Source organism: Asanoa sp. NPDC049475 (assembly GCF_040676915.1).
GTDB lineage: Bacteria > Actinomycetota > Actinomycetes > Mycobacteriales > Micromonosporaceae > Asanoa.
Window position 1 is genome coordinate 542,940 of the sequence record NZ_JBFAPY010000001.1, and the last position, 26,557, is coordinate 569,496.

General features: G+C 72.2%; 19 protein-coding genes and 3 pseudogenes. 6 read left to right on the forward strand and 16 right to left on the reverse strand.

What is annotated here, in order from left to right:
- Positions 1-536: 536 nt before the first annotated feature.
- Both AB0J88_RS02620 and AB0J88_RS02625 read right to left on the reverse strand, forming a co-directional pair.
- Positions 537-1,685: pseudogene (locus AB0J88_RS02620) on the reverse strand (transposase); the annotation flags it as partial.
- A 38-nt stretch (positions 1,686-1,723) separates the two neighbouring features.
- On the reverse strand, positions 1,724-2,623 hold the full coding sequence (locus tag AB0J88_RS02625; RefSeq protein WP_364355967.1) for a DNA primase: 900 nt from the start codon (positions 2,621-2,623) through the stop codon (positions 1,724-1,726).
- A 279-nt stretch (positions 2,624-2,902) separates the two neighbouring features.
- On the opposite strand from AB0J88_RS02625, the gene AB0J88_RS02630 reads away from it, so the two are divergent.
- Entirely contained in the window at positions 2,903-3,229 is a 327-nt protein-coding gene (locus AB0J88_RS02630) for a helix-turn-helix transcriptional regulator (RefSeq protein WP_364355764.1), read from the forward strand.
- On the opposite strand, the gene AB0J88_RS02635 is transcribed toward AB0J88_RS02630, so the two are convergent.
- From AB0J88_RS02635 to AB0J88_RS02670, 8 genes and pseudogenes are all read right to left on the reverse strand, one after another.
- On the reverse strand, positions 3,226-3,900 hold the full coding sequence (locus AB0J88_RS02635; RefSeq protein WP_364355761.1) for a permease prefix domain 1-containing protein: 675 nt from the start codon (positions 3,898-3,900) through the stop codon (positions 3,226-3,228). The genes AB0J88_RS02630 and AB0J88_RS02635 overlap by 4 nt on opposite strands.
- 50 nt (positions 3,901-3,950) lie before the next feature.
- Positions 3,951-5,615: pseudogene (cydC, locus tag AB0J88_RS02640) on the reverse strand (thiol reductant ABC exporter subunit CydC); the annotation flags it as partial.
- A gap of 22 nt (positions 5,616-5,637) precedes the next feature.
- Positions 5,638-7,314 (reverse strand): thiol reductant ABC exporter subunit CydD, encoded by a 1,677-nt coding sequence (cydD, locus tag AB0J88_RS02645; RefSeq protein ID WP_364355758.1) that lies wholly within the window; start codon positions 7,312-7,314, stop codon positions 5,638-5,640.
- Positions 7,311-8,309, reverse strand: coding sequence for a cytochrome d ubiquinol oxidase subunit II (locus AB0J88_RS02650; RefSeq protein ID WP_364355755.1), 999 nt, complete (start codon positions 8,307-8,309; stop codon positions 7,311-7,313). Before AB0J88_RS02650 ends, cydD begins: the two co-directional genes overlap by 4 nt.
- Positions 8,310-8,318: 9 nt before the next feature.
- Positions 8,319-9,584, reverse strand: coding sequence for a cytochrome ubiquinol oxidase subunit I (locus AB0J88_RS02655; RefSeq protein WP_364355752.1), 1,266 nt, complete (start codon positions 9,582-9,584; stop codon positions 8,319-8,321).
- Between the two features lie 138 nt (positions 9,585-9,722).
- A complete protein-coding gene (locus tag AB0J88_RS02660) occupies positions 9,723-10,628 on the reverse strand; it encodes a M56 family metallopeptidase (protein WP_364355749.1) in 906 nt (301 codons plus the stop codon).
- 21 nt (positions 10,629-10,649) lie between these two features.
- Positions 10,650-10,985, reverse strand: a pseudogene (locus AB0J88_RS02665) (BlaI/MecI/CopY family transcriptional regulator); the annotation flags it as partial.
- Complete coding sequence (locus AB0J88_RS02670) at positions 10,982-13,963, reverse strand: hypothetical protein (RefSeq protein WP_364355746.1); 2,982 nt, start codon at positions 13,961-13,963, stop codon at positions 10,982-10,984. The gene AB0J88_RS02670 and the pseudogene AB0J88_RS02665, both read right to left, overlap by 4 nt.
- A 76-nt stretch (positions 13,964-14,039) precedes the next feature.
- Between AB0J88_RS02670 and AB0J88_RS02675 the strand changes: the two genes are divergently transcribed.
- Positions 14,040-15,746, forward strand: a complete 1,707-nt coding sequence (locus AB0J88_RS02675; RefSeq protein WP_364355743.1) for an Hsp70 family protein — start codon at positions 14,040-14,042, stop codon at positions 15,744-15,746.
- Here the strand turns inward: AB0J88_RS02675 and AB0J88_RS02680 are convergent.
- Complete coding sequence (locus AB0J88_RS02680; protein WP_364355740.1) at positions 15,719-16,294, reverse strand: hypothetical protein; 576 nt, start codon at positions 16,292-16,294, stop codon at positions 15,719-15,721. The genes AB0J88_RS02675 and AB0J88_RS02680 overlap by 28 nt on opposite strands.
- A gap of 33 nt (positions 16,295-16,327) precedes the next feature.
- On the reverse strand, positions 16,328-17,077 hold the full coding sequence (locus AB0J88_RS02685; RefSeq protein WP_364355737.1) for a short-chain dehydrogenase: 750 nt from the start codon (positions 17,075-17,077) through the stop codon (positions 16,328-16,330).
- 47 nt (positions 17,078-17,124) lie between these two features.
- Here AB0J88_RS02685 and AB0J88_RS02690 point away from each other — a divergent pair, with 47 nt between their 5' ends.
- Positions 17,125-17,502: a helix-turn-helix domain-containing protein gene (locus AB0J88_RS02690; protein WP_364355734.1), complete on the forward strand. Its 378-nt coding sequence runs from the start codon at positions 17,125-17,127 to the stop codon at positions 17,500-17,502.
- A 547-nt stretch (positions 17,503-18,049) separates the two neighbouring features.
- Here AB0J88_RS02690 and AB0J88_RS02695 read toward each other — a convergent pair.
- Genes AB0J88_RS02695 through deoC form a run of 3 tightly spaced genes read right to left on the reverse strand, consistent with a single transcriptional unit; the run spans position 18,050 to position 21,247 of the window.
- A complete protein-coding gene (locus AB0J88_RS02695; RefSeq protein WP_364355731.1) occupies positions 18,050-18,871 on the reverse strand; it encodes an aldehyde dehydrogenase family protein in 822 nt (273 codons plus the stop codon).
- The gene (locus AB0J88_RS02700; protein WP_364355728.1) at positions 18,864-20,294 is read right to left on the reverse strand and encodes an aldehyde dehydrogenase family protein; all 1,431 of its coding nucleotides are present in this window, start codon (positions 20,292-20,294) and stop codon (positions 18,864-18,866) included. Before AB0J88_RS02700 ends, AB0J88_RS02695 begins: the two co-directional genes overlap by 8 nt.
- Before the next feature lie 2 nt (positions 20,295-20,296).
- Entirely contained in the window at positions 20,297-21,247 is a 951-nt protein-coding gene (deoC, locus tag AB0J88_RS02705) for a deoxyribose-phosphate aldolase (protein WP_364355725.1), read from the reverse strand.
- Between the two features lie 106 nt (positions 21,248-21,353).
- On the opposite strand from deoC, the gene upp reads away from it, so the two are divergent.
- The 3 genes from upp to AB0J88_RS02720 all read left to right on the forward strand — a co-directional run bounded on the left by upp (position 21,354) and on the right by AB0J88_RS02720 (position 24,895).
- On the forward strand, positions 21,354-21,986 hold the full coding sequence (upp, locus tag AB0J88_RS02710) for a uracil phosphoribosyltransferase (RefSeq protein WP_364355722.1): 633 nt from the start codon (positions 21,354-21,356) through the stop codon (positions 21,984-21,986).
- Between the two features lie 55 nt (positions 21,987-22,041).
- Entirely contained in the window at positions 22,042-22,731 is a 690-nt protein-coding gene (locus tag AB0J88_RS02715; RefSeq protein ID WP_364355719.1) for a GPP34 family phosphoprotein, read from the forward strand.
- Between the two features lie 364 nt (positions 22,732-23,095).
- Positions 23,096-24,895: a hypothetical protein gene (locus tag AB0J88_RS02720; protein WP_364355716.1), complete on the forward strand. Its 1,800-nt coding sequence runs from the start codon at positions 23,096-23,098 to the stop codon at positions 24,893-24,895.
- Between the two features lie 3 nt (positions 24,896-24,898).
- Here AB0J88_RS02720 and AB0J88_RS02725 read toward each other — a convergent pair whose 3' ends face one another.
- Positions 24,899-26,545: a phospho-sugar mutase gene (locus AB0J88_RS02725; RefSeq protein ID WP_364355713.1), complete on the reverse strand. Its 1,647-nt coding sequence runs from the start codon at positions 26,543-26,545 to the stop codon at positions 24,899-24,901.
- Between the last annotated feature and the right edge of the window lie 12 nt (positions 26,546-26,557).

Below are 26,557 nucleotides of genomic sequence, written 5' to 3' on the forward strand. Positions count from 1 at the left end.
GCACTCGGGAATCGGGTCGCGGCCGGCGACTGCGGCGCGGCCGGCAGATGCGGCGCGCTCGAGAACCGCGACGCCGCCGGCGACAGCGGTGCGACGGGCAGGTCGTCGGATGCGGCCGGCTGCGCGCTGCGCCGGCGTGACGCGGCCGGCAGTCGCGGCGCGGCGGGCGACGACGGTGCGGCCGTCGGTCGCTGCAGGGTCGCCGGGGTCGGCGGGTCCGGCAGCTGTGTCGCGCCGGTGTCGTCCGTCGCGCTGGTGGGCTGGTAGCGGCTGGTGCCGTCGAAACCGGTGGACCAGGCGTGGCCCGGGCTGCGCGACGGCATCGGGGTGCCACCCGCCGGCGTGGGCGCGTTCAGCGCCGCCGCGGGCGGCTCGGCCGAACGGGCGGCGCCGCGGGCCGCGCGCGACTCGCTCGAGCGGCTCGTGCCGCGAGTCTCGCCGGCGCGACGCGGCGCGTTCGGCGGCCGCGACGGGCTGGCGGCACGCGCGGGCTCGGCCGGCTGCGAGGGCTCGGCGAACGGCGCGGAGGCCGTCGTGGAAAGCGGAGTCGGTGCGGTCGGCGGCGGCGCGACGGGGGCCGGAGCGACCGGCGGGGTGGTCAGCGCGCGCGGCGTGGTGGCCGCCGCGGCCGGTTCGGGGCGGTGCCGGCGGCCGGTGCCGCGTTCGGGCAAGGGCAACGGCAGCGCGTGCAGCCCGGCCGGCGTCTGCGCGGCGGACTCGGTCGGCTCGGCCTCAACGGCGCGGCGCATGGGCCGGCGCGGCACGGCGACGATCGGGGTCGTGCGGGCGGCCAGCGTGGCCACCAGCGCCGCGCAGCCCTCGTCGCACGAACGCACGGCGGCGACGGCTTGTCGCACCGCGTCGGCCGAGGCGCTGGCGAGGCTCTTGTTGACGGTGCCGCGGCGCGGTGTCTCGGCGATGGCGACCCGCAGCGCGGTGATCGCCTCGGTGACGGTCGTCGCGTCGCCGACGCCTTCGGCGGTCAGCCGTTTGACGACGGCCTCGGCGGCTGGCGGCAGGTCGCGACCACGAGCGGCGGTGCCGGAGACCATGCCGGGCTCGGGCAGCGCGTCGAGGACCGCGAGCGTCAGCGGCTCGGCCGGGTCGGAGTAGGCGCGCAGGGCCGCGGGATAAAGCTCGCGGAGCACCTCGCGCAGGGTCGCGGCGGCGGAGTGCCGGCCGCCGGCGAGCGCGGAGTGCGCGGCCAGGATCGGCCGGTAGGGAACGAGGTCGCGGGAGACCGGGAGGCCGACGGCGAAGATGGCGCCCGCTTGCAGCGCCCGGGCCAGCCCCACCGCGCGGCGCTCGGCCGGGGGGGACTCCATCTCTTCGATCGACTCGTCATCGGCGAACCGCTCGGCGAAATCGTCGACCGCGTCGTCGTCGGCGATGGCCAAGGGGCGACCCGCCGCGCTGAGCAGCGACGTCACCTCGTGGTCGTCGCTGTCGGCCGCGATCGCGGCCGAGCCCGGGCCGTTGGCCCGCTCCGCGAGCAGGGCACCAAGCTGGGCGTAACCCGCCGGGTCGTCGGTGATCTCGCAGACGTCGAGCAACCGCCCGGCGTCGTCGACAACAGCAGCCGTCAGGCCGGTGCCGGCACCCGCCGGCCGACCCGATGATTCCGCCGATGCGAGACCGCAGTACACCCGCACGAGCGCCACGTTGTCGTCCTCCTCCCCGGGCACATCTCGTGTGCCAAGGACTGATGGTCCCTGGTTAGGGGTCAGTCGCGCCAGTCCACAGCGGCAGAGATCTTGCCGATAATCGTGCGCCAGCCCAAACTTGCCGTTTGTGCCCCGATTTTCCGGAGTCGGCGCCGTGCCATGAAGCCGCTGATTCCGCCGTTGACCACGCCACGCAGTGCTTCGTCGAGGTCGTCGAGGCTGTTGCCAGGAGACAGCATGTCGAGTACGGAGGGCAGGCGCAACGCGTACGAGAGGTCCCGTGCGACCTCGCCGGCCTCGATGATGAGCGGCGGGTCCCAGCTGTCGTGGCCGCCGCGCAGGTTCTCCACCACGAGGTCGAGCTCGTAGGAGTCCTCGTCGAGCGGGGCGATGTTGACCGGCTCGACCCGCTCGGCCACGGTCGCCCAGGTGTCGACCTGGGCCAGGTCGTGCGGCGCGCCGGAGCGGATGAAGCTGACCAGGCCCTCGGCGCTGCGGAACAGCAGGAGCTTGCCGCGGTGGGTCAGGAAGACGGGGACCTCTTCGGCCTCCTCCTCTTCTTCCTCTTCCTCCTCGGCGGCCTCGTCGGCTTCGGCGGTCTCTTCCTCGTCGGCCGAGTCCGCGTCGTCCAGGTCCTCGTCCTCGTCGGCGTCGTCACCGCGGGCCTTGCGGCGCTCTTCGCGGCCGGCCGCCTCCGCCTGCTCGGCAAGCTCCTCGTCGGTGAAGAGGTCGGCGTCGTCGTCCTCTTCCTCCCGACGGGCCCGCGCGGAGAACGGGTCGTCCTCTTCGCGGTCCGAGGTGTCGGTCGGCGTCAGCTCGTTGGACATGCGGTAGGCGCGCAGGGTGTATCCGGTGCCCGAGGGCAGCGCGATCTCGATCGGGTCGATCCGCAGCTCGTCCCAGAACGCGCGCTGGTCGGCCGGATCGACGCCGTCATCGGTGTCGGCGGCGCTCTCCACCTCGACCGGCTCGTCGGCCGCGGCGGGCTCAGGCGCCTCGGGCGCGTCGCCGCCGGCCGTGGTCTCCTCGACCTCGGCCGCTGGCTCGTCCTGGGACGGCGACTTGGCCTTGGACCGGTTGGACTGGCGCGCCACGCTGACCTCCGGGAGTGGTGTGTTTCGGGCGTGCGTTGGTGACTTCGCGCACGAACACCTTAGTGTGCGCCCGTGGGATCCGACGCCCGCACCCCGGGTGGTGATCCTGGCGCCGCCGCGTCTCTACGAGTAGGCTTCCTACCTATGAAGGCGCAGGCGCTGCACGGCCACCTCGACGCGCTGCTGCTCTCGGTCCTCGAGGGCGGTCCGTTGCACGGCTACGCCGTCATCGAGGCACTCAAGGCCCGCAGCGGGGGCTCCCTGAACCTGCCGACCGGCACCGTCTATCCGGCGCTGCGCCGGCTGGAGCGGGCGGGTTTCGTCGACAGCACCTGGAGCACGGTCAACGGCCGCGAGCGCCGCACCTACGAGCTGACGAGCCCGGGCCGTCGAGCACTGGCCGGAGAGCGGGCCAGCTGGACCGAGTTCAGCTCGACCGTCGGCCGTTTCCTGGGCGTGGAACCCACCTAACGAGACCGGGCCGCGTCGAGGCCCGTCGCGGCCGAACGGCCGATCCAAGTGGCCGCGATCGCCATCACGCCGCCGCCGACGATCATGGGCGGCCAGGTGAGCGCGCCGGTCCACATGCCGGCCGACCAGCCGAACAGCGCCAGCGCTCCCGACCCGAGCAGGGTGAGCACCGCGACCAGGCCGGCCATCACACCGCGCAGCACGTGGGTCGGCACCGTGCGGCCGCGGCGGGTGGCCAGCCACAGGGCGAGGCTGCCGAGCACCGCGACGGCGACCGCGACCCGGGCCAGAGCGTCGACGCTGTCCGACAGCAGAAGATAGGCCTCCGGGGGCCGCGGACCCGACCACGGCGCCCCCCGCCACATCAGGTCGCTGCAGAAGGCCGACACCCCGAACACCGCGATGACGCGCAGCCCGAGCACCCGGGCGGCCGACGCGGCAAGCTCCGCCTGGAACGCGGGCGCCACGTCGTCGACCCCGCCGAACTCGGCGATCGCCTGGCGTTGCGCCGCCGTCGCCGGCTGGCCGGCCGCGCGTAGGTCCGCCACCGCGTCGTCGAGGCCGTCGCGAGCCTCGGCCAGCATCCGGCGCTTGAGGCCGCGCGGCCCGGAGAGGGCGCGGTCAAGCCGCTGGAGGTGTTGGTCGACAAGGCTGGCGGAGCCGGAGTGCATGGCACCCACTTTCGCATCGGGTCGCCCCGACGTGCCTCCGGTGGTTGCCCCTAAGTCGCGACCGCGAGGTAGCCCTGTTCGTCCGCCTGCTGCGTCGACCACTGGTCGCGGTACCAGCCCGGCCGGGCGACCAGGTCCGCGTGGCGGCCGCGTTGGGTCACGCGACCCGCGTCCAGCACCAGGATCTCGTCGAAGCCCTCGAGCCCGCTCAGGCGGTGGGTGACGAGGACGATCGCGCCCGCGGTGGCGGCCAGCACGGCGGCCAGCACCGCGTCGGCCGCGGCGGGGTCCAGTCCTTCGGTCGGCTCGTCGAGCACCAGCACCTCGGGCCGCAGCAGCAGCGCCCGGGCCAGCGCGAGCCGTTGGCGCTGGCCGCCGGAGAGCTGGCCGCCGTCCTCGCCGACCTCGGTCTCCCAGCCCAGCGGTTGGTCGCGTACCCAGTCGAGAAAGCCGGCCGCGGTGGCCGCTGCGGCGAGGTCGTCGTCGCTCGCGTCGGGACGGGCCAGCAGGAGGTTGTCGCGCACCGGCGCGTGGAAGAGGTGTGCGTCCGCGAACAGCCCGCCCACCCGCTGCGGGTCACCCGCACCGACCACCGTGCCGCTGTCGGGTCGAACCGCACCGGCCAGGACCCCCAACAATGTGCTCTTGCCGGCGCCGCTCGGACCGACCACGGCCACCCGCCGCCCGGCCGGCAGCCGCAGCGTGACGTCGCTCAGCGCCGGCGCTGCGCCCGCCCGGTAGGTGACCGACACCTGGTCGAGGCCGGGAACACCCGCCGGCCGTGGGCCGGCGTCGAGGGACGGGGCGGTCAGCAGCGCGGAGACCCGAGACAACGCGGTGCCGAGTTGGGTCCGCTGGCGGGCCGCGCCAACCAGCGCCAGCGCTGACTCGACCGCGGCGATGCTGCCGACGGCGAGCACGCCGACCAAGGTTCCGGACGTCCCGGCGTGCAGCGCGGTGAGCACCACTCCCGCCGCGGTGGCGCCGGCGAGCAGGACCCCGGCTCCGTCGACGGCCCAGCCGACCAGGGCCAGCCGCCGTTCCAGCCGGGCCAGTTCGGCGGCTCGCCCCGCGGCCTTCGCCAGCGCCGCGTCAGTCGCGCCGAACGCCGTCAGGTCGGCCGCGCCGGCGGTCAGGTCCACCGCGTCGACCGCCAGCGCGCCGCGCAGCGGCGCCACCTCGGCGGCCGTGCGCCGGGTCAGCGCCGACGCCAGCCACGGCAGGACCACGCCGGCGAGCAACAGCCCGGCGGCCAGCGGCAGGGCGGCCAGCGGGCTCAGCACCCCGGCGCCGAGCACTGCCAGCACCGCGACCAGGCCGGCAGCGGCGCCCGGCACGAGCACGCGGAGCAGGAGGTCCTGCACCGCGTCCACATCGGACACCAGTCGGCTGAGCGCGTCGCCGGAGCGGTCGGTGGCCCGCGCCGGGCGGGTGGACAGGGTCGCGAAGATGCGGGCGCGTACCTCGGTGATGATCCGCAGAACCGCGTCGTGGCCGGCTAGCCGCTCGGTGTAGCGCAGCACGCCGCGCGCGATCGCCAGCGTCCGGACCGCCACGATCGCCACCGTGAGGGCGGCGACCGGCGGTTGCCCGGCGGCGGTGATCAGCAGCCAGGTCGCGGTGGCCATCAGGGCCAGCCCGGCTAGCTCGGTGCCAGCGGCCAGGAGCCCGGCACCGACCAGGCGGCTGAGCCAGGGGCGGGCGATCCGGAGCACGGCCCGTTCGGCGGGGGTCACGTCAACCACCGACCCCGGTCGGCAGGGCCGGCACCGGGCGGACGATCTCGGTCACCTTGCCGTCCTCCACCCGCAGCACGCGGTCGGCGACCGTGAGCAGCGCCGGGCGGTGCGCGACGAAGACGCCTGTGCGCCCGGCGAGCAGGTTGATCGTGGCTTCGACCACGGCGCCCTCGGACGCCGCGTCGAGCCGGGCCGTCGGCTCGTCGAGGAGCACCAGCGCGGCCTGGTCACGCAGGAACGCCCGGGCCAACGCGATCCGCTGCCGTTGGCCGCTGGACAGCCCGTACCCCCGCTCGCCCAGCATGGTCTGCCAACCCTCGGGCAGCGCGTCGACGACCTCGTCGAGCGCCGCGGCGGTGGCCGCCTTGGCCAGGTCCGCGTCGGCCGGTGCGCCGAGCCGGACGTTGTCGGCCACGGTCCCCGCGAACAGGTGCGCGCGTTGCGGCACCCAGGCCACGGTGCGGCGCCAGGCGTCGAGGTCGGCGGCGGCCAGGTCGACGCCGGAAACCAGCACCTGGCCGGTGGTCGGTCGCACGAAGCCGAGCAGCAGGCCGAGCAGCGTGCTCTTGCCCGCGCCGGAGGGGCCGACGATCGCCACCCGCTCACCGGGCTGGATGGTCAGGGTGACGTCGCGCAGGGCGGTCGTGCGGTCGTACTCGACGGTCACGCCGGACAGCACGATCGGCCCGGGGCGCGCGACCGCCGTGCCCACCGCGGGCGCCGGCTCGTTCGGCAGCGCGGAGAGCGCGTCGTCGAGGGCGGTCAGCCCTTCGAGGCTCGCGTGGAACTTGCTGCCGGCGGCGCGCAGCGGCAGGTACGCCTCGGGGGTCAGCAGCAGCACGAGCAGCGCGACCTCGAGCGTCATGCCGCCGGACAGCAGCCGCAGTCCCACGGGCACGGCGACCAGGGCCACCGAGATGGTCGCCACCAGCTCGAGCACCAGGGCGGAGAGGAACGCGATGCGCAGGGTGCGCATGGTGGCCCCCCGGTGTGCGTCGGCCATCCGGCGGACCACGTCGACCTGCGCCTGAGCCCGGCCGAACGCGCGCAGCGTGGGCAGCCCGCTGAGCATGTCGAGGAAGTGGCCCCCGAGCCGGGACAGCCGCCGCCACTGGCGCTCGGTGGCGACCTGCGCCTGCCAGCCGACCAGAGCGCCGAAGATCGGGATGAGGGGGATGGTCACCGCGACGATCACCGCGGAGGTCCAGTCGGCGAACACCAGCCGGGCGAGGACCGCGATCGGAATGGTGACGCCGAGTACGAGCTGGGGCAGGTAACCGGTGAAGTACGCGTCCAGCCCGTCGAGGCCGCGGCCCGCCAGCGTCGCCAGCGACCCGCCGCGCTGGCCGGCGAGCCACGCCGGGTCGCGTCGGGTGACCGAGCCGAGCAGCTCGACCCGCAGCGCCTGCTTGACCGCGGCGGCGCTCCAGGCGGTGACCGCGCCCTGTGCCCAGGACAGGCCCGCCCGGGCGGCGACCAGCCCGACGAAGAGGCCGAGGGCGGTGCGGTCGAGCCGTCCGCCGGCGGCCGCGGCGAGCACCGCCGCCAACGCGGTGGCCTGGAGCACGACGACGACCGCGGTCGCCACACCGCACAACCCGAGCACGGCGAAGTGGCGTCGGGTGGCAGGCACCCGACGCAACAGTCGCGGGTCGAACGGTCGGCGGCGGCTCACCAGTAGACCGGGGCCTTGCCGTCGATCCGCCCGCGGAAAACCCACCAGGACATCGCCTGGAAGCCTATAAGCACCGGAACGAACGGCACCGCCACCCAGGCAAGCAGCCGCAACGTCGCAGGTGCGGCGGCGGCTTCGGCCACGGTCAGCGTCGCCGCCGGGTCGACCGTCGACACCAACGCGGCCGGATAGCGGCCCAGGCCGACCAGCAACACCGGTGCCACCAGGGCCAGCGAGCTCGCGACGAACGCCCAGCCGGGCCGGCGCTCAGCCAGCAGACGGGCCGCGAGCAGGGCAAACACCAGGAGCAGCAGGGGTACGAGCGCGCCTGGGTGCACCGCCGCCCGGACGTCGGCCGACAGCGAGCCGAGCAGCGTGGCCAGCGCCACGGCGCCGAGCGCGACCGGAACGAGCCGCCGGACCAGCCGCGCCCGGTCCGCCGCCTGCCCCTTCGGCATCCGCAGCAGCAGGAAGGTGGCGCCCTGCACTGCGACGAGGGTCACCAGTGTGATCGCCGTCGCGGCGACGAACGGGGTCGCCAGATGGCCGATGCCGGCGACGTGCCCCGAGGCGTCCAGCGGCAGTCCCTGGAGCAGCCCGCCGAACAGCGCACCCCAGCCGAGGGCGGCGAGCGCACTGCCGGCCACCACGACCCGGTCCCACCTCGCGCGGGCCGCCGGCTCGGCCGGACGGCCGCGTAGCTGCACGCCGACGGTCACCAGGAGCACGCCGACCAGCGCCGCGACCACCGCAGGGTAGTAGCCCGACAGCAACTCGCCCTCCAGCCGGGGGAACGCACCGAAGAGGATGCCGAGGGACGCGACGAGCCAGACCTCGTTGCCGAGGAAGAACGGGCCGACCGCGGTGAGGGCGGCCCGCCGTTGCCCGTCGTCGCGGATGCCGGACAGCAGCAGGCCGACACCGTAGTCGTAGCCGCCGAGCACCAGGTAGCCGGCGAAGACCAGCCCGAGGGTGGCGTACCAGGCGAGTTCCATCTCTTTCCCCTAGCGGGCCAGGGCCGGCTCGGGCCGGCGCTCGTCGTCGTCTTCGGCGGTGACGTCGGCCAGCGAGCGGCCGAGGGCGGGATCGGCGGCGCCGCGGGCGGCCCGCTTGGCGATCAGCACCCAGTTGGTCACGGCGAGGGTCAGCAGCAGGGCGGTGAAGCCGAGGAAGGACGCCAGCATCACGCCTCCGCTGATCGGGCTGACGGCGTCGTCGACCTTGAGCAGCCCGTACGCCGCCCAGGGTTGCCGACCCCCCTCGCGGGTGAGCCAGCCGAGGATGGCGGCGACGAACGGCAACGGCAGGGAGAGGCCGACGATGACCAGCGGGAACTTCAGCCGGACGATCCAGTCGCGATAGAAGAGGGGCAGCATCACGAAGGCCCAGGCCAGGGTGAACCCGATCAGGATCATGAAACCGAGACTCGCGTTGGCGTACGCCGGTGGCAGGTAGTCGCCGGGTCCGAATCGCGCTGTGAAGTCGGCGACCGCCTGCGCCTTGGCCGCGTCGTCGCCGAACTTGGTCGGCTGGACCTCGCCCACGGCGCCGAACTGGGCGAAGCCGAAGCCCATCAGCGGCACGCCGGCGATGGTCACCGTGACGAGGCCGATCCACAGCGACTTGCGCAGCAACTCGTAGTCGGGGCTGCGGCGCAGCATCAGCCAGGCGCTGATGCCGGCGAGCACCATCCCGCCGGTGAGGACCGCCGCGGACGTGACGTGACCGAGGGCCATCGTGAAGGTCGGGTTGGTCAGCAGGGCGGTGAAGTCGGTCAGGTGGGCGACGCCGTCGCGGACCTCGTATCCGACCGGGTGCTGCAGCCAGGCGTTGGCGGCCATGATGAAGAACGCCGAGAGGTACGCCGTGATCGCCACGCCGTAGAGCAGAGCCAGGTGCACGCCGCGGCGCAGCCGGTGCCAACCGAAGATCCACATGCCGAGCAGCGTCGACTCGAGGAAGAACGCGAGCAGGGTCTCCAGCGCGATCGGCGCCCCGAACACGTTGCCGGTGTAGCGCGAGAGGCCGCTCCAGTTCAGGCCGAACTGGAACTCCATCACGATGCCGGTCGCGATGCCGAGCACGTAGTTGATCAAGTAGATGGTGCCCCAGAAGCGGACCATCCGCTCGTAGACGGGTTTGCGGGTGACGAACGAGGTGGTCTGGAGATAGACGAGCAGCGTCACCAGCCCCAGCGTCACGAGGACGAACAGGAAGTGGATCGAGGTCGTGGTGGCGAACTGCAGGCGGGCGAGCGGCAAGGGGTCCATGGCCACCCCTCCGAGGGGGATAGTGATGTTCGCTTGTTATAGCGACTCTACACGTAGCATCACTACCTATCAGTCCTACGTCCTGTAGTAGTCATGGATATGACTCTACTACAGGATGTCGTAGGTTAATTCACCCGTTCAGGAGAGGAAGAGCGCGACCGGCAGCGCGGCCAGGGCCGTGGTGCCGGTCAGGGAGACCAGGGCTGCCAGCGGGGTGGGGCCGAGCGGCGCGCGAAGCCGGCGCACGCGGGCGACGATGTCGTGGTCGGCGGCGGCGAGCATGCCCGCGGGCGTGACCCGCGACGGCGCGGTCGCGAACCGGGCGAGCGCGGCCGCCAGCAGCTCGTCGGTGTGCAGGCGGCGGGCGCGGTCGTCGGCGCGCATCTCGACCAGCAGCGCGACGGCGGCCATGGCGCGGACCATCCAGCTCACCCCGGGCAGCGCGCGGACCAGTGCGGAGAACGGGAGCAGGACGAGGTCGTGCCGCTCCTTGGCGTGCGCCTGTTCGTGGCTGAGCACCGCGGCGAGCTCGTCGCGGGGCAGCAGGCTGAGCGCGCCGGCGCTGATCACGACGCGCGGGCGGAGCCCCGGCACGCAGTAGGCCGCGGCACCCGGGTGGTCGAGCACCAGCGCGCCGGGTGCGGCCGGGTCGGCCCGGGCGACCAGGGCGAGGAGGTCACGCTGGCGTTGCCGCGCCTTGGCGGCGTGCCGAAGGCTGGAGCCGGTCGACCAGAAGAGCACCACACCGATGCCGAGCCCGACGCTGATCAGAGCGAGGTGGCCGACGCCCAGCTCAGCCGGGAGACGGCCGCCGGCCAGGTCGTGCGCCAGCATCCGGATGGCGGTGCCCGGCGGTCGGCCGTAGGGAGCGAGGCCCAATGAGATCGGAATGCCGATCGCGGACAGCCCAACCGCGAGGCCGATGCCCTGCCAGCAGAGGATGGCGACCGTCGGGCTGGTGGCCGGCCAGCGGGACTTGAGCATTACCCAGGCCGCGAGATAGCAGCCCAGCACCGCCGCGCCGAAGTGTGCGGTGTAAGACATCGGTCAAGCCTTGTCTTTGTCCAGGGCGGCGCGCAGCACCTCGGCCTCGTCGCCGGTCACCGACCGGGCGAACCGCACGAGCGCCGCGTCTTTCTCTCCGGCCATCTCGAGCGCGTCGAGCATGAGCTGCGCGATGTAGGCGTCGCGCCCAGCGGCCGGGCGGTAGCTCCAGGCCCGGCCGGTGCGCTCGCGCTCGACCATGCCCTTGCCGGCGAGCCGGTCCAGCACGGTCATGACCGTGGTGTATGCCAGGTCACGCCCGTCGAGCGCGTCGACGACTTCACGGACCGTGGCAGGGCCGGACCGATCCCACAGGACGTCCATCACCGCCCGCTCGAGATCTCCCAACCGCGTCACGCGTCGATCCTACCCTGCGTAGTAGCAAACCGGCGGACCGCGGTGCCGGCCACGGCCGCGACCAGTCCCACCGCCAGCGCGATCACCGGCAGGTCGGTCGGGATGCCGAGATAGACCGTGATGCCGAGGATCCGCGACAGACCCCATGGGAGCAGGGCGAGCTGGTCGTTCCAGATCGTCAGGGCGCGTTCGAGACCGATGGCGGCGATGCCCGCGGCGACGACGGTCAGGGCGCCGCCGGCCGCCGCGACGGTGTTGCCGATCGCCCGCAGGCGGCTGCCGGCTGTGCTGGCGGTTCGTGCGTCCTGGGCCAGCGTGACCGCGACGAAGAGCCAGCCGAACCCGGCGAAGGCGACGGTGATGTACGCCGCCCGCGCGGTGGGCGCGGTCCAGAACTCGAGCCAGTAGTGACCGGGGCCACGGACCGCCAGCACGGCCGAGAGCAGGGCGGTCCGGAGCAGGATCACTCCGCCGATGACCGCCCAGATCCGGTTGTCGGTCAGCGCGCGGGCGATCAGGGCGAACACGACCCAGGCGGTCAGCACCAGGACCAGGTGGGCCGGTGCGGCGAACCAGGTGTGGACCAAGCGGCTGGTCAGGAGTATCACGGCGGCGATGGTGATGACGATCGCGGTCGTCACGGGTGGTTGCGGTCGTAGCCGCCATGGGTGGGTGGCGCCGACCCAGAGGGCGCGGCAGGCGGCGTTGCGGTTCGTCGCGCCGGCGATCAGGACCAGCAGGATCAGCACGAGCAGGACGCGGGCCAGCCAGGCCATCGCGGGGTCGCGGCTGGCCCGGTCGGTGCCGAGGTCGGCCGCGGTGAACTGGTAGGCAGGCAGGTCCCGGTCGCCGCCGTAGCGGGCCAGGTGCGCGGCCCTGCGGGTCTCGTACGTGGCCTGCGCCGCCTGCCACTGCCGGCGGGCGGTGGCGTCGCCGGTGTCGAGCCACTGGGCATGGCGCAGCGCGGTCGCGCGGTAGGCCGCCAGCGTCTCGAAGAGGTCGACCTGGAAGTCGAGGGTGTCGGTCAACCGTTGCCGCAACGCGGGGTCGCGATAGGTGGCCGGATCCGTGCCGGCGACCAGGTCGCGCATCTCGACGGCGAGCGCCACGGCCCGGTCTCCGCCGTTTATCGCCTCGTCGAGCCGATCCCGGCTGACGGCGTAGATGCTGTCGAGCGCGGCCGAGTCGCCGGTGACGATGTCCCACTCGAAGATCCACATCATCGGCGGTGGTTCGAGGCCGAGGGCCTTCACCTGCTTGTCGGCGTACGGTCCGATGTAGAGGCCGGTGGTCACCGCCGTGCGGGACAGGGCCAGCATGCCCGTGATCGCGCGCTCGGTTGCCGGGTCGGTGCTGAAGGTCTGCCTGACCCAGTCGCGGGTGATCTCCTCGGCGGGCGTCTCCGGACCCCAGGCCAGCCGGGCGGCCGCATAGGTGTTGAGGTCGTACAACTGCCAGAAGCCCTCGCGCAGGTAGAGCGAGGTCGGACCGGCCCGCAGCGGGCCGCCGTCCTGGGTCCAGGTCCACATGCCCTCGACACGTGGGTTGGCGGCCAGGAAGGTGCGCAGCGCCTGCTGATGCAGCGCCGTGAGGTCGTTGGGCAGCGAGCCGAACCCCTCGAACTCGCGGCGCGACTGGAACTCGACGATGCGGCGCTGGCTGCCCGTCAGCAGGGTCGGGTTGAGCGGCAGGTGGCTGTAGAAGTCGCCTGCCGCGTATTTGGTGGAGACGACCAGGTGCGGATCGTCGATCGTGCCGAGCACGTCGGCGTAGGACGCCGGATCGGTGTGCAGGTCGCCGACGGCGCCGACGCCCACGGTCCAGCTGCGGAAGATGATGTCGCGGCCGCCCCGGCCCGCGGTCTCGAGCAGCGCGGTCAGCATCGCCCGCACCGCCTCGGGTGTGGTGACGGCGAGCCGCGACTCGTAGTCCCAGCCCCGCTGCCGGTAGACGGCCCCGCCTTCGCCGATCCGGATCATCAGGCCGCTGGCATAGGGCATCCGCTCGAAGAGCTCGGCCAGCCCGGCCTGGTAGACCGCCCACAGCTTCGGATCGGTCGTGTCGAGGCCGCCGGTGGTGCGCGTCAGGAAGCGCTCCAGGGGCGGGGACAGGGCGAGCATGTCGGTGAGCAGGTAGACCTTCATGCCGCTGTCGGCCGCGTACCGGAAGATCGGTGCGAAGGCCGCCACCAACGCCTCGTTGCGTCCAATGTGGTCATCGCTGTCGTCGTAGACGCCGAGACCTTCGAACGTCACGTATTCCAGGAAGCCCGGGATGACGATGCCGTTGTAGCCCTGGCTCAGCGAATGGTCGACGAACTGCCGGAACTGGGCGCCGATCCGCTCGGCGGCGGCCTTGTCCACCCACGGTGCCTCGGGCAGCAGCGCCGAGCCCACGACGTCGGTGTTGAGCGAGTAGTCGGTCGCGTCGGGCGCCGCCTCCCGGCCGACCGCGCCGGCGTCGGTGAGGCGCAGCCCGAGCCGGGGTGTCGTCACCGTGTCGCCGACGATCGCCGCACCGGACCGGATGCGGTCCGCGACCGCGTAGAGGCCGGCGGCGGTGCCGGCCGGGGACCCGCCCGTGACGGTGATGCCGCCTGCGCCGCTCGTCAGCCGATAGGTCTCGGGCGAGTCGACGCCGGGAACGACGGCGATCCGCGCCGTCAACTGGGCTGATCCCTTGCCTTCCCGGCGGATTGTCGGTCGTGGCCGGCCACGGGCCGCCATCGCGTCGGCGACGACACTGGCGGCGCGGGTGACCAACGGGTCGTCGGGGACCTCGATGGCTTCGATCAATGGCGGCGCGGCGAGCTGCTCCCGCGCGGTGCCGGTCGTGACCCGCTCGACCGGGACGTCGGCATCGGCGTAGCTCAGGCCGAGCGCGCCGTCGACTCCATAGGCCACCAGGCCACCGGCGGCGAGCAGGATCGCGACGGCGGCCCCGACCACCCTCCGCGCCCACCACCGATCGCCTGTCATGCCGGTGATACTAGGAAGAGGGTCTGACGTTTTCTCGCCCTCGATCCTGTTGGTAATCATCGATTACCGTTGTCCCGTGGCTGGCGACGGCGTGCGGTTGGGCATCGATTACGGCACGTCCAACACGGTCGCCGCGTTGGCCCAGGCGGGGCGGGAGCCCCGGACCGTGTTGTTCGACGGTTCGCCGCTGCTGCCCAGCGGGGTTTGCCTGGACGGCACCGGCCGGCTGCTGGTCGGCCGCGACGCGTGGCACACGGCGTTGTCCGTACCGGCGGCGTTCGAGCCCTTTCCCAAGCAGCGCATCGGCGACGGCGCCGTCCTGCTCGGCGATCGCGAGGTGCCGGTTGCCGAACTGATCGCGGCCACCCTGGCGCGCGTCGGCCAGGAGGCGGCGCGGATAGCGGGCGAGCCCGTGACGTCGGTGACGCTGAGCTTTCCGGCGGCCTGGGGCAGCGAACGGCGGCGCGTGCTGGCGGAAGCCGCCGAGCGGGTGTTCTCGCTCGTCGAGCTGGTCGCGGAGCCGGTGGCGGCGGCCAACCTGTTCGCCGGTGTGGCCAGTCAGGCCGTGCCGGCGGGGCGGTGCGCGGTCGTCTACGACTTCGGCGCCGGGACGTTCGACGTGTCGGTGGTGCGCCACGGGGTCGGTGGTTTCGAGGTTCTGGCCACCGAGGGCCGGGACGACTGCGGCGGCCTCGACCTCGACGCCGCCATCGTGCGGCGACTCGGTGAGACGGTCGGCCGGTCCTCGCCCGAGGTCTGGGAGCGGCTGGTCAATCCTTCGTCCGCCGCTGATCGGCGAGCCGGCCGTCAGTTGTGGGAGAACGCGCGTACGGCCAAGGAGATGTTGTCCCGGGCCACCTCCGCGCTGCTGCACGTGCCGTTGCTCGACGCCGACGTGACGCTGGGCCGGGAAGAGCTCGACGAGCTGGCGGCACCGTTGTTGGCCGGCACTGTCGAGTCGACGCGGGCCGCGATCGAGACCGCCGGGGTCGTCGCTTCGGATGTCGCCGCCATCTACCTGACGGGTGGGTCGAGCCGGATGCCGGCCGTGAGTACCGCGCTGCACCGGGCCTTCTCGGTCGTGCCGATTCTGGTCGAGCAGCCGGAGCTGGTGGTCGCGGAGGGCAGCGTACGGGCGGCGTCCGTCCCAGCTTCGACCGGGACAGAGCCGTCAGGCGTCGTCCGACCGGGCGCCCGTCGCCACCGGGTCGCGCTGCTTTCGGGTCTGGTGGTCCTGGCGGCCGCGGCGGCGGTGGCCGTCGTTCCATTGTCGGGTTCGAACGAGCCCAGCGTCGGCCGCAACGTCGCGGCGGTGTCGCCCTCGTCGTCCAGCCGCGATGAGCGGCCTCCGACACCTACGCCCTCGGCCGCGCCCGTCGATCCCTGCGTCGTGGGCCGCTGGCGGTCCACCCGCAGCCAGCAGACGTTGAAGATCAACGGAAATGACACGCTCTTCACGGGCGGTGCCGGTGTGATCATGACGTACCAGGCCGACGGGAGCGTCACGGTCGAATGGAAGAACGCCGTCTGGACGGCGACCGTCGACGGTGCGAAGTGGACAGAGCGCATCACTGGCACGGTGACGGCCAACATCTACCACAGAGGCGGGCAGGAGTACGTCAGCGGCAGCAAGGGCACGGGCAAGGTCAAGCTCTACCGCGGCAGCAGCTTGCGTGACTCCGTCGATCTGGACCTCGTCAACGGACACGATCCGTACGTCTGCTTCGGTGACACCCTGCGCTTCGTCGACGACGACTACTCCTCGGAGTGGACGAGGCTCTGATCCTCTTCCTCCGTGGACCGGTCGAAGGTGTCGAGCTTCGCCCGGTAGCCGACGCCGGTGCCGGGGTCGGGGTTGACTAGCACCACGAAGTCCGGCAGGGCGCCCGGTTTGGGCTCGCCGTCGTCGTCCTGCGCACCCGGTTCGGCGGTCCAGTCGACCAGGGCGACGGTCACCTGCCAGCGGCCCGGCTCGAGCGGGATCCGCAGGCCGATGTCCGGGTCGTCACCCACGTGCTCGAGGCCGCTGATGACCGCGCCGGCGGTGGCGACGAAGAGATAAGGATCCGAGACCACGAGGGAGTACGCGCTCTCCCGCTCCGTCAATCTCGCCGGCACCGACGCGGAACCGACCCGGGCGACGAACTGGTAGGCGCCGTCACCGCCGATGTTGATCGGAACGAAGGCCCCGGCGACGACGTGCCGGAGGATGTCCTCGTCCTCCAGGAGCGCGTCTTCCCAGGTCTCGTAGTCCACGACGTCGTGGAAGGCCGTGGGCGACCACATCCCCCACATGCCCGCGTCCGTCGCCAACGCCTCGGTGATCTCCATGTGTTTCCGCCTTCCCTGTCGCGCCCGGGAAAGCTACACCCCTGACGCCAGGTCCGTGAGGACGGCTTCGAGGCGTGCCGCCGCCGCGGGATCGAACTCGGCGCGCGCCAACGACACCGGCTTTCCGCGGCGCAGCGCGGTCAGGGGTGCGTCGGGAGGATCGGCCAGCAGGTCGACCAAGGGCTTCGCGGCGTTGTCCACTGTGGCTCCGAAGCTCGCGGCTGCCGCGCCCACCAACGTGCGGAGGGGTTGCCGGAGCTGGCGGTGCATGCCGCTGTTGACGAGCAGCGGGTTGTAGAGCACGTACCGGATGCGACTTCGTTTGGCCGCGAAGGCGATGCCGAGCAGGTCGTTGGCCCGGGCGCCCTGCATGGTCGCCTTGAACATCGTGTAGCCCTGGGTGAGTTGGAGGTCGTCCCAGTGGATCCGGCCGGCCCTGATCCCGCCCGTGCCGCTCAGGTTGATGACAACCGGCTTCGCCGAGGCCGCCAGCGCTGGCCGCAGTCGCTCGGCCAGCAGGTAACGGCTCAGCACGCCGATCGCGAAGGTCTGCTCCAATCCTTCGGCGGTCACCACCCGCCGCTGGTCGAAGCGGCCCGCCGACAGCACCAGCGCGTCGACCCGGTCGGGGAGGCGCGTGATCAGGTCTGTTGTCTGACGGACCGAGGTCAGGTCGGCGTCGGCGCTGCCGAGCGCGATCACCCGGTCGCCGGCCGCCCGGAGCCGGGCCGCGAGAGCCCCGCCGATGCCACGTGTCCCACCCGCGATCACCACTGTGCGCATACTCGATCCTGGGCATCGTCCGCGGTCGTCGGAAAGAAGGCACATTGATGTCACCGCTACTGCCGCTTCCCGTCACACCGACCGACCGCGGCGCCTGCGCGGCGACAGAGGTGCTGCGTCGGGTAGGCGAGAAATGGAGCGTGCTGGTCCTGGCGCTGCTGCGCGAGCGTCCGTACGGCTTCAACGAGCTAGACCGCGCCATCCACGGCCTGAGCCGGCGGATCCTGACCCGCACGCTGCGAGCTCTGGTGAGCGACGGCCTGGTGAGCCGTCGCGAGACTCCACAACGGGTGGAGTATGCCCTGACCGACCTCGGCCGCTCACTGTTGCCCTTGGTCATCGCCCTCGGCGAGTGGGCGGTAGAACACGCACCCGAGATCAATGCGGCCCGAGAACGCGCGGTTTCTGTCGGTGGCAGCCGATAGCTTCCGGGTGACCCGGGAGGTGGTTGTTGATGGCAGCCAAGGATTGGATGGTCCTCTACGCGGACGGCGACGTGGCGCCAACCGTCGTCCGGCACCGACTACGTCGCCTACGAACAAGACGACGACCCAAAACGGACGACCACCGTGCGCGAGGGCTTCCGACGGAATCGCCGGAGCCTTGACGGGGTGTCGCCCGACCGGCGGGTCCTAGCGCAGGCCGGCGGGGCATGCGCCCGGCTGGTGGGTGTTGGCGCATGTCGCGGGACGTGCGCCTGGGCGGTGGGTCTTGGCGTATGCCGTGGAACGTGCGCCTGGGCGGTGAGTCTTGGCGCATGCCGCCGGACGTGCGCCCGACCGGCGCGTCTTGGCGCATGCGCCGGACCATGGGATGTGGTGAGGCGGCGCAGCTCGTGGGCGCTCTCCACGTGGAGCGGGAGCGACTTGACCAGCGCGCGGCGTGCCCGCGGCATGGAAAGGACTTAGTCGTGGCGACCAACCCCCGGATGTGGCAGGTCGCCACATCCGGGTGCGGGCGATGCCGATCCCGTCAGATGCCCTTCGGGTGCCAGACCGTCTTGGTTTCCAGGAAGGCCGTCATGCGGGCCAGGCCTGGGTCGTCGGACCAGTTGGGGGTCGACGCGGGTGGGCGGATGACGCGCTTGAGGTTGCCGGCGGCGGCTTCCTCCAGCGACGTGGCCAAGGCCTGGTCGGTGACGCCGGCCAGGTCGATGGCGTTGACGTCCATGTGGGCGGCCAGCCACGGCGCGGTTTCGGCCGGGTCGCCGGTCAGGACGTTGACGACGCCGCCCGGCAGGTCGGAGGTGGCCAGGACCTCGGCGAGTGTCACCGCTGCCAGCGGGGCGTCGTGTGCGGCCAGGGCGATCACCGTGTTGCCGGTGACGATGGCCGGGGCGATGACGCTGACCAGGCCGAGGAACGACGGCGGCGTGACCAGGCCGACGACGCCGGTCGGCTCGGGCGACGACAGGTTGAAGTACGGGCCGGCGACGGGGTTCGCGCCGCCGTAGACCTGGCTGATCTTGTCGGACCAGCCCGCGTACCAGACCCAGCGGTCGATCGCCTCGTCCACCTCGGCGGCGGGCAGGCCCAGGCCGATGAACTGGTCGCGGCGGCCTTCGAGCATCTCGGCCACGCGGTAGAGGATCTGGCCGCGGTTGTAGGCGGTCGCTCCCGACCAGCCCTTCACCGCGGCCCGGGCGGCGACGACCGCGTCGCGGACGTCCTTGCGGGAGGCCAGGGCCACGTTGGCGTCCTGTGCGATGTAGGAGCGGCCCGACTCGCTGCGCGGGAACTTGCCGCCGATGAACAGTTTGTAGGTCTTGCGGACCGCCACGCGTGCGTCAGACATCGAGGTATGCCTCCAGCCCGTGGCGGCCGCCCTCGCGACCGTAGCCGGACTCCTTGTAGCCGCCGAACGGCGACGTCGGGTCGAACTTGTTGAAGGTGTTGGCCCAGACCACCCCGGCGCGCAGCCGGTCGGCCATCCAGAGGATCCGGGAGCCCTTGTCGGTCCAGACGCCGGCGGACAGACCGTAAGGCGTGTTGTTGGCCTTCTCGACCGCCTCGGCGGGCGTGCGGAACGTCAGCACCGACAGCACCGGGCCGAAGATCTCCTCGCGGGCGATGCGGTGGGCCTGGGTGACGCCGGTGAAGATGGTCGGCGCGAACCAGAAGCCGTGCTCGGGCAGGTCGCACGGCGGGGACCAGCGCTCGGCACCCTCTTCGCCGCCGATGTCGGACAGCGTGCGGATCCGCTCGAGCTGCGCGGCCGAGTTGATCGCGCCGATGTCGGTGTTCTTGTCGAGCGGGTCACCGACCCGCAGCCGCGCCATCCGCCGCTTGAGCGAGGCGAGCACGGGCTCGTAGACCGACTCCTGGACCAGCAGCCGCGAACCCGCGCAGCACACGTGACCCTGGTTGAAGAAGATGCCGTTGACGATGCCCTCGACGGCCTGGTCGATGGGCGCGTCTTCGAAGACCACGTTGGCGGCCTTGCCACCGAGCTCGAGCGTGACCTTCTTGCGGGAGCCGGCCACCGAACGCGCGATCGCCTTGCCGACCTCGGTCGAGCCGGTGAACGCGATCTTGTCGACGCCCGCGTGCTCGACCAGGGCGCGGCCCGTCTCGCCGGCGCCGGTGACGATGTTGACGACGCCCGGCGGCAGGTCGGCCTGCTGACAGATCTCGGCGAACAGCAACGCGGTCAGCGGTGTGGTCTCCGCCGGCTTGAGCACCACCGTGTTGCCGGCCGCGAGCGCGGGCGCGATCTTCCACGCGAGCATGAGCAACGGGAAGTTCCAGGGGATGACCTGAGCGGCGACGCCGAGCGGACGCGGCGCCGGGCCGAACCCGGCGTGCGAGAGCTTGTCCGCCCAGCCGGCGTAGTAGAAGAAGTGCGCCGCGACCAGCGGGATGTCGACGTCGCGGGACTCGCGGATCGGCTTGCCGTTGTCGAGCGACTCCAGCACGGCCAGCTCGCGGCCGCGCTCCTGGATGATCCGGGCGATCCGGTAGAGGTATTTGGCGCGGTCACGACCCGGCATCCGGGACCAGACCTTGTCGTAGGCCTCCCGCGCGGCTGCGACCGCGCGGTCGACGTCGGCGGGACCGGCCTCGGCGACCTCGGAGAGGACCTCTTCGGAGGCCGGGTTGATCGTCTTGAAGGACGCACCGTCGGCGGGGTCGACGAAGGCGCCGTCGACGAACAGGCCGTAGGACGGCTTGATGTCGACGACCGCGCGGGATTCGGGGGCGGGGGCGTATTCGAACATCGTCAGTCCAGCGTGAAGTAGTCGGGACCGGCGTAGACGCCGGTCGTGAGCTTGGTGCGCTGCATGAGCAGGTCGTTGAGCAGCGTCGAGGCGCCGAACCGGAACCAGTCGGGATCGAGCCAGTCGTCACCGGCGGTCTCGTTGACCAGCACCAGGTATTTGATCGCGTCCTTGGTGGTGCGGATGCCACCGGCCGGCTTGACGCCGACCTGGCGCCCGGTCAGGTCACGGAAGTCGCGCACCGCCTCGAGCATCACGAGCGTCACGGGCAGCGTCGCCGCGACTGGGACCTTGCCGGTCGAGGTCTTGATGAAGTCGCCACCGGCCAGCATGCCGATCCAGGAGGCGCGGCGGACGTTGTCGTAGGTCGACAGCTCGCCGGTCTCGAGGATGACCTTGAGGTGAGCCGGGCCGCAGGCCTGCTTGACCGCCGCGATCTCCTCGTAGACCTCGAGGTAGCGACCGGACAGGAAGGCACCCCGGTTGATCACCATGTCGATCTCGTCGGCGCCGGCCGCGACGGCGGCCTTGGTGTCGGCGAGCTTGACCTCGAGCGGCGCCTGGCCGGAGGGGAAGGCCGTCGCCACGCTCGCCGTGTGGATGCCGGAGCCGGCCAGTGCCTCCGTGGCCACCGGGACCATCGCCGGGTAGACGCAGATCGCGGCCACCGGCGGGCAGGTCGGGTCGGCCGGGTCGGGCCGCCGGGCCTTCGCGCAGAGCGCGCGCACCTTGCCGGGGGTGTCGGCGCCCTCCAGCGTGGTCAGGTCGACCATGCGGATCGCCAGATCGATCGCCCATGCCTTGGCGGTCGTCTTGATCGACCGGGTGCCGAGCATCGCGGCGCGTTGTTCCGCGCCAACCTGATCGACCCCGGGCAGACCGTGCAAAAATGCCCGAAGGGCCGCGTCGGAGCTTGTTACCGAGGACAGGTCCGACGCCGTCGTCGCTGTCATGCGGACGAGTGTACGGGTGCGGTGCGGGCGCGATGAGTTATCCACAGGTGGGGCGCTATCCACAGGCCTGCCCACAGATCACGAGCGACCGGTACCTTGACCAACCGTGGACGTACAAGTTGTGAATCATCCCCTCGCGCAGAGCCGCCTGACGGCGATGCGGGAAGTGGGCACCGAGCCCGGCAGCTTCCGGGCAGCGCTGCACGAGCTCACCACCATGCTGGTGTACGAGGCCGCGCGCGCCTTCCCGATCGAGCAGTACCCCATCGAGACCCCGGTCGCCCCGACCCAGGGCACCCGGCTGGCCAACCCGCCGCTGCTGGTGCCGGTCCTACGCGCCGGTCTGGGCATGGCCGACTCCGCCCTGGCGCTGCTACCGGAGTCGTCGATGGGCTTCGTCGGCCTGGCCCGCGACGAGGAGACCTTCGAGCCCCGCGCCTACCTGGAGTCGTTGCCGGCCGACCTGAGCGGCATCCCGGTGCTCGTGCTCGACCCGATGCTGGCCACCGGCGGCTCGCTGGAGCACTGCTGCCGGCTGCTCGCCGACCGCGGCTGCACCGACATCACGGTGATCTGCGTCCTAGCCGCCCCCGAGGGCATTGCCCGCCTGGAGCGCTCCGGGTTGCCGCTGCGCCTCGTCACGGCGTCGATCGACGACGAGCTCAACCACAAGAAGTACATCGTCCCTGGCCTAGGTGACGCGGGTGACCGCCAGTTCGGCGGAATGCCCCGTTTTTGACGCATGGGCGACCGGTGAGTGCGGCGCGGGCGCGAAGCGGCTACCGTTCCGGGCCATGACCACTGTTCCGATCGCCGAGGAGCTTCTGCTGCTCGCCTACGACAACGAGTCCGGGAAGGCGACCGGTTCGCGGATCGGGCTCGACCTCGGCATGGCCGCGGCAGTGCTGGTGGAGTTGGCCCTCGCGGGCCGGATCGCGTACGCGGACGGCAACATCGTGGTGGTCGACGCGACACCGACAGGCGTGCCGGTGGCCGACGAAGTCCTTGCCAAGATCGAGTCGAACGTGCCGCACACCCCGGCCTCCTGGGTCCAGCGGCTCCGCCACGGCCTGCGCGACCGGGTCCTTTCCGACCTGGTCGGCCGGGGCGTGATCCGCGACGTCGACGAGGTCGAGCTCGAGTTCATCCACGTCCACCGCTACCCGTCGGTCGACGCGACCGTGGAGAACGAGACGCGCGCCCGCCTCGCCGCCGCGCTGTCCGGCGAGGGCGCCCCCGACGAGCGCACCGCCGCCCTGGCGACGCTGATCGCGGCCAGCCGCATGGAGGCCGCCCTGGGCCTGACCGGCGACGAGGCCGCGACGGCTCACGAAAAGCTCGAGCGCATCGCCAGCGGCGCCGGCTTCTCGGGCGGCGTCGGCCTCGACCAGTCGACGGTCCGCCCGTCGGTCGCCCTCGTCGTGATCGCCCTGGGCAAGGCCATCCAGGCGGCCCTGGGCACCCCCCGCCCGGTCACCCACTAGTCCGCACCGGGCGGCTCCTGACGACCCGCCGCGGGGGTAGTCCCATTTCCAGGCTCGTGCGGTCCGCGACTGGTGGCCGCGTCGCGCCGAGCCCGGGCGGCCTGGGGCAGACGGCCGCATTTCGCGGTTCGCGGTCCGTGGCGGGCAGCCGCGTCGCGCGGGGCATGGGTGGGGCTGCGGGTGCGGACCGTCAGGTTCGTGCGCGGCAACTCCGGTAGCCGCCGCACCATGCTGACCCTGGCCGCCTGGGGTGAGGGGAGCCGCCGACGGCGGCAGGGATGCGCGGCAACCGGGGCTGCCAACTCGCTGTGTGCAGCGGCGAAGATGGCGTCGTAGCGCTACCGCGCCACTACGCTGTGAAACCGTGGCCTCTGCCGTCAGCGATCAGACCGGACCGTCGGCTGGGGCGCAGCGGTTCGAGCGGCCCACCTGGGTCGCCCTGGTCGTCACCGTCGGCGCGGCTGTGCTCTATCTCGGCGCCGCCTTCGCGGTCACCGGGCAGTTCTGGGGAGATCTCAGCACCGCCACCCCCGCCGTCAATCCGCAGGACCACGTCTTCTTCCAGTGGGTCCTGGCGCACGGTGCGCAGGTGGCTGAGCACGGGATCTACCCCTTCACCACCAAGTCGCTCAACATGCCCGACGGCGTCAATCTCATGGCCAACACCTCCGTGCTCGGGCTCGGTATTCCCATGTCGCCGATCACCCTGCTCTGGGGGCCGCAGACCGCCTTCGCGGTGCTCCTCGTGATCGGGCTCGCCGGCACGGCGTTCGGCTGGTACTGGGTGTTCAGCCGCCACCTCGTCGACAACCGGCTCGTGGCGTTCGCGGCCGGTGCCCTCTGTGGGTTCGCTCCTGGGCTGATCAGCCACGCCCAAGGGCACGTCAACTGGACCGCCCAGTTCGTCGTCCCCTGGCTCGTCGTCGCCGTCATCAGGATGGGGAGACCGGGTCGCGCGGTAAGGCGCGGGATCTGGCTCGGCCTCCTCGTCACCTACCAGGCCTTCGTGAACGAGGAGGTCCTGCTCTACACCGCCCTCGGGCTGTTCGTCTTCGTCCTCTGCTACGTCGCCTTCAAGCCCCGCGAGAGCAAGCCCAAGATCCCCAGCTTCCTCGGCGGCCTCGCCGTCGCGGTCGTCACCGCCGGCGCCCTGCTCGCGTACCCCCTCTGGGTGCAGTTCTTCGGCCCGCAGAGCTACCGGGGCGTGCCCACCGCGGTCAAGGACGTCAGCACCGACCTCGCCGCCTACCCGGCCTTCGCCCGGCTCTCGATCGCCGGCAGCACCGAGACCGCCGAGCGGCTCACCCAGGGCCCGGCCGAGGAGAACAGCTTCCTCGGCTGGCCCCTGCTGATCACCTGCGTGGTCGCCGTCGCGCTCACCTGGAAGAGGAGGACGACCTGGGCGCTGGTCGTCACCGCCTTCGTCTTCGGTGCCCTCTCCCTCGGCCCGGAGATCATGATCGACCAGGACGGCACCGGCGTCGAAGGCCCGTGGCGCTGGCTGGAGAACCTGCCCGTCTTCAACTCGGTCGTGCCGACGCGGCTCTCGCTGATCGTGGTGCCGGTCGCCGCCGGTCTCCTCGCGCTCGGCGCCGACAAAGCCCTAAGAATCGCCCGAAAAACCACAAAACCCAAAGCGATCGCCATCCAAGGCCTGACCGTCGCCGCGATGCTGGGCGCGCTGGTCCCGTTGGCGCCGCGGCAGATCCCGACGGTCGACGTCCCGAGGACCCCGGCGTTCGTCACCCAGGACCTCTGGCGCGGCTACGCCGCCGACGACCGCAGCCTGGTCTTCGTGCCGGTCACCGACAACATCTACCTCGACGGCATGCGCTGGGCCGCGCAGGCGCAGATCGGGTTCGCCATCGCCGGCGGGTACTTCCTCGGCCCGGCCACCGAGGGCAGCGACAACCGGGCCATCTTCAACGCGCCCACCCGGTTCACCGGCGCCCTGTTCGACCAGACCAGCCGCACCGGCGACCTGCCGTCGGTCACCGACGAGACCCGCGCCAAGTTCGAGGACGACCTGGCCTTCTGGCGCGCCGACGCGCTGGTGCTGCCCCAGACCGAGGCCAACGCCGGCCAGCTGAGGCAACTGGTGATCGAGCTGACCGGCGAGATTCCCGACGACGTCGGCGGAGCCTGGGTCTGGCGCACCAAGTAACAGTCACCAGATCCCGAGGGACGCCGCCGTCTCCGTGCGCAGGGCGCGGACCGAGGCCGACGCCCGCTCGCGCGCCGCCGCCACGTCGCCGTCGACGACGGGCTCGACCACCTCCAGGTACGCCTTCAGCTTGGGCTCGGTGCCCGACGGCCGGACCACCACCCGGGCGGACTCGGTGCGCAGAATCAGCACGTCGTTCGCGGGCGCCAGGTCCTCGACCGAGATCACCGGATCGTCGAGCAACGAGCCGGGGGTCTTGGTGCGGATGTAGGCCATCGCCGTGTCGATCTCCGACAGGTCGTCGACCCGGACGGAGAGCTGGTCGGTGGCGTAGACCCCGAACTCGGCGGCGAGTTCGTCGAGCCGGTCGCCGATCGTCCGCAGCGAGGCCTTCAACCCCGCCGCGAGCTCGGCCACCAGCAGCGCCGCGGTGATGCCGTCCTTGTCCCGGACCAGCGAGGGCGCCACGCAGTAACCGAGCGCCTCCTCGTAGCCGAACGCCAGATCGTCCCCGGCCCGCACGATCCATTTGAAGCCCGTCAGCGTCGCACCGTAGGGCACCTCCCGCCGCGCGCACAGCTGCGACAGCAGCGACGACGAGACGATCGTGGTGGCATAGCGCCCGGTCACCCCGCGCCGCTGCAGGTGGTCGGCGAGCAGCACCCCCACCTCGTCACCACGCAGCATCCGCCAGCCGTTCGGGCCGGGGATCGCGACCGCGCACCGGTCGGCGTCGGGGTCGTTGGCGATGGCGATGTCCGCGCCGGTCACCGTCGCGAGCTCGATCACGCGGTCGATCGCCCCGGGCTCCTCCGGGTTGGGGAACGCGACGGTCGGAAAGAGCGGGTCGGGCTCGGCCTGCTCGGCCACCTCGTGCGGCCGCGCGAACCCGGCCCGCGCGAACGCCGCCGCGAGCACCCGGGCACCGACGCCGTGCAGCGGGGTGTAGGCCACCGCGAGGTCACGCGGCCCGTCCGGGTCGACGACCTGGGCGGCGGCTTCCACATAGGACTCGACGATGTCCTCGTCGAGAACCACACCGAGCGAGCCCAGGGGTACGGAGGACAGCGCGCCCACCGAAGCGATGGCGGCCGAGATCTCGGCGTCGGCGGGCGGCACGATCTGCGCACCGGCGCCGAGCGAACCACCCAGCGAGGCACCCAGGTAGACCTTGTAGCCGTTGTCCTGCGGCGGGTTGTGGCTGGCGGTCACCATCACGCCCGCCGCCGCGCCCAGCTTGCGCACCGCGTACGCCAGCACCGGCGTCGGCAGGGGATGCGGCAGCAGCAGCGCCTCCCGCCCGGCACCGGTCGCGACCCGGGCGGTCCGCTCGGCGAAGTCCCGCGAGCCGTGCCGTGCGTCGTACCCGATGACCAGCGGACCCGACGCACCGCGGGCGGCGAGCCAGGCGACGAGGCCGGCCGCCGCCTGGGTGACGACGGCGAGGTTCATCCCGTTCGGTCCGGCCCGCAGCGGGCCGCGCAGCCCGGCGGTGCCGAAGGTCAGCGGCCCGGCGAACCGGTCGGCCAGATCGGCGGCGGTGCCGGGCAGCCCGTCGAGCACCCGGGCCAGCTCGGCGCGGCTCGTCTCGTCGGGGTCGTCGGCCAGCCACGCCCGCGCACGGGCCTCCAGGTCGTCGAGCTCAGTCATCCCGTTTTGATA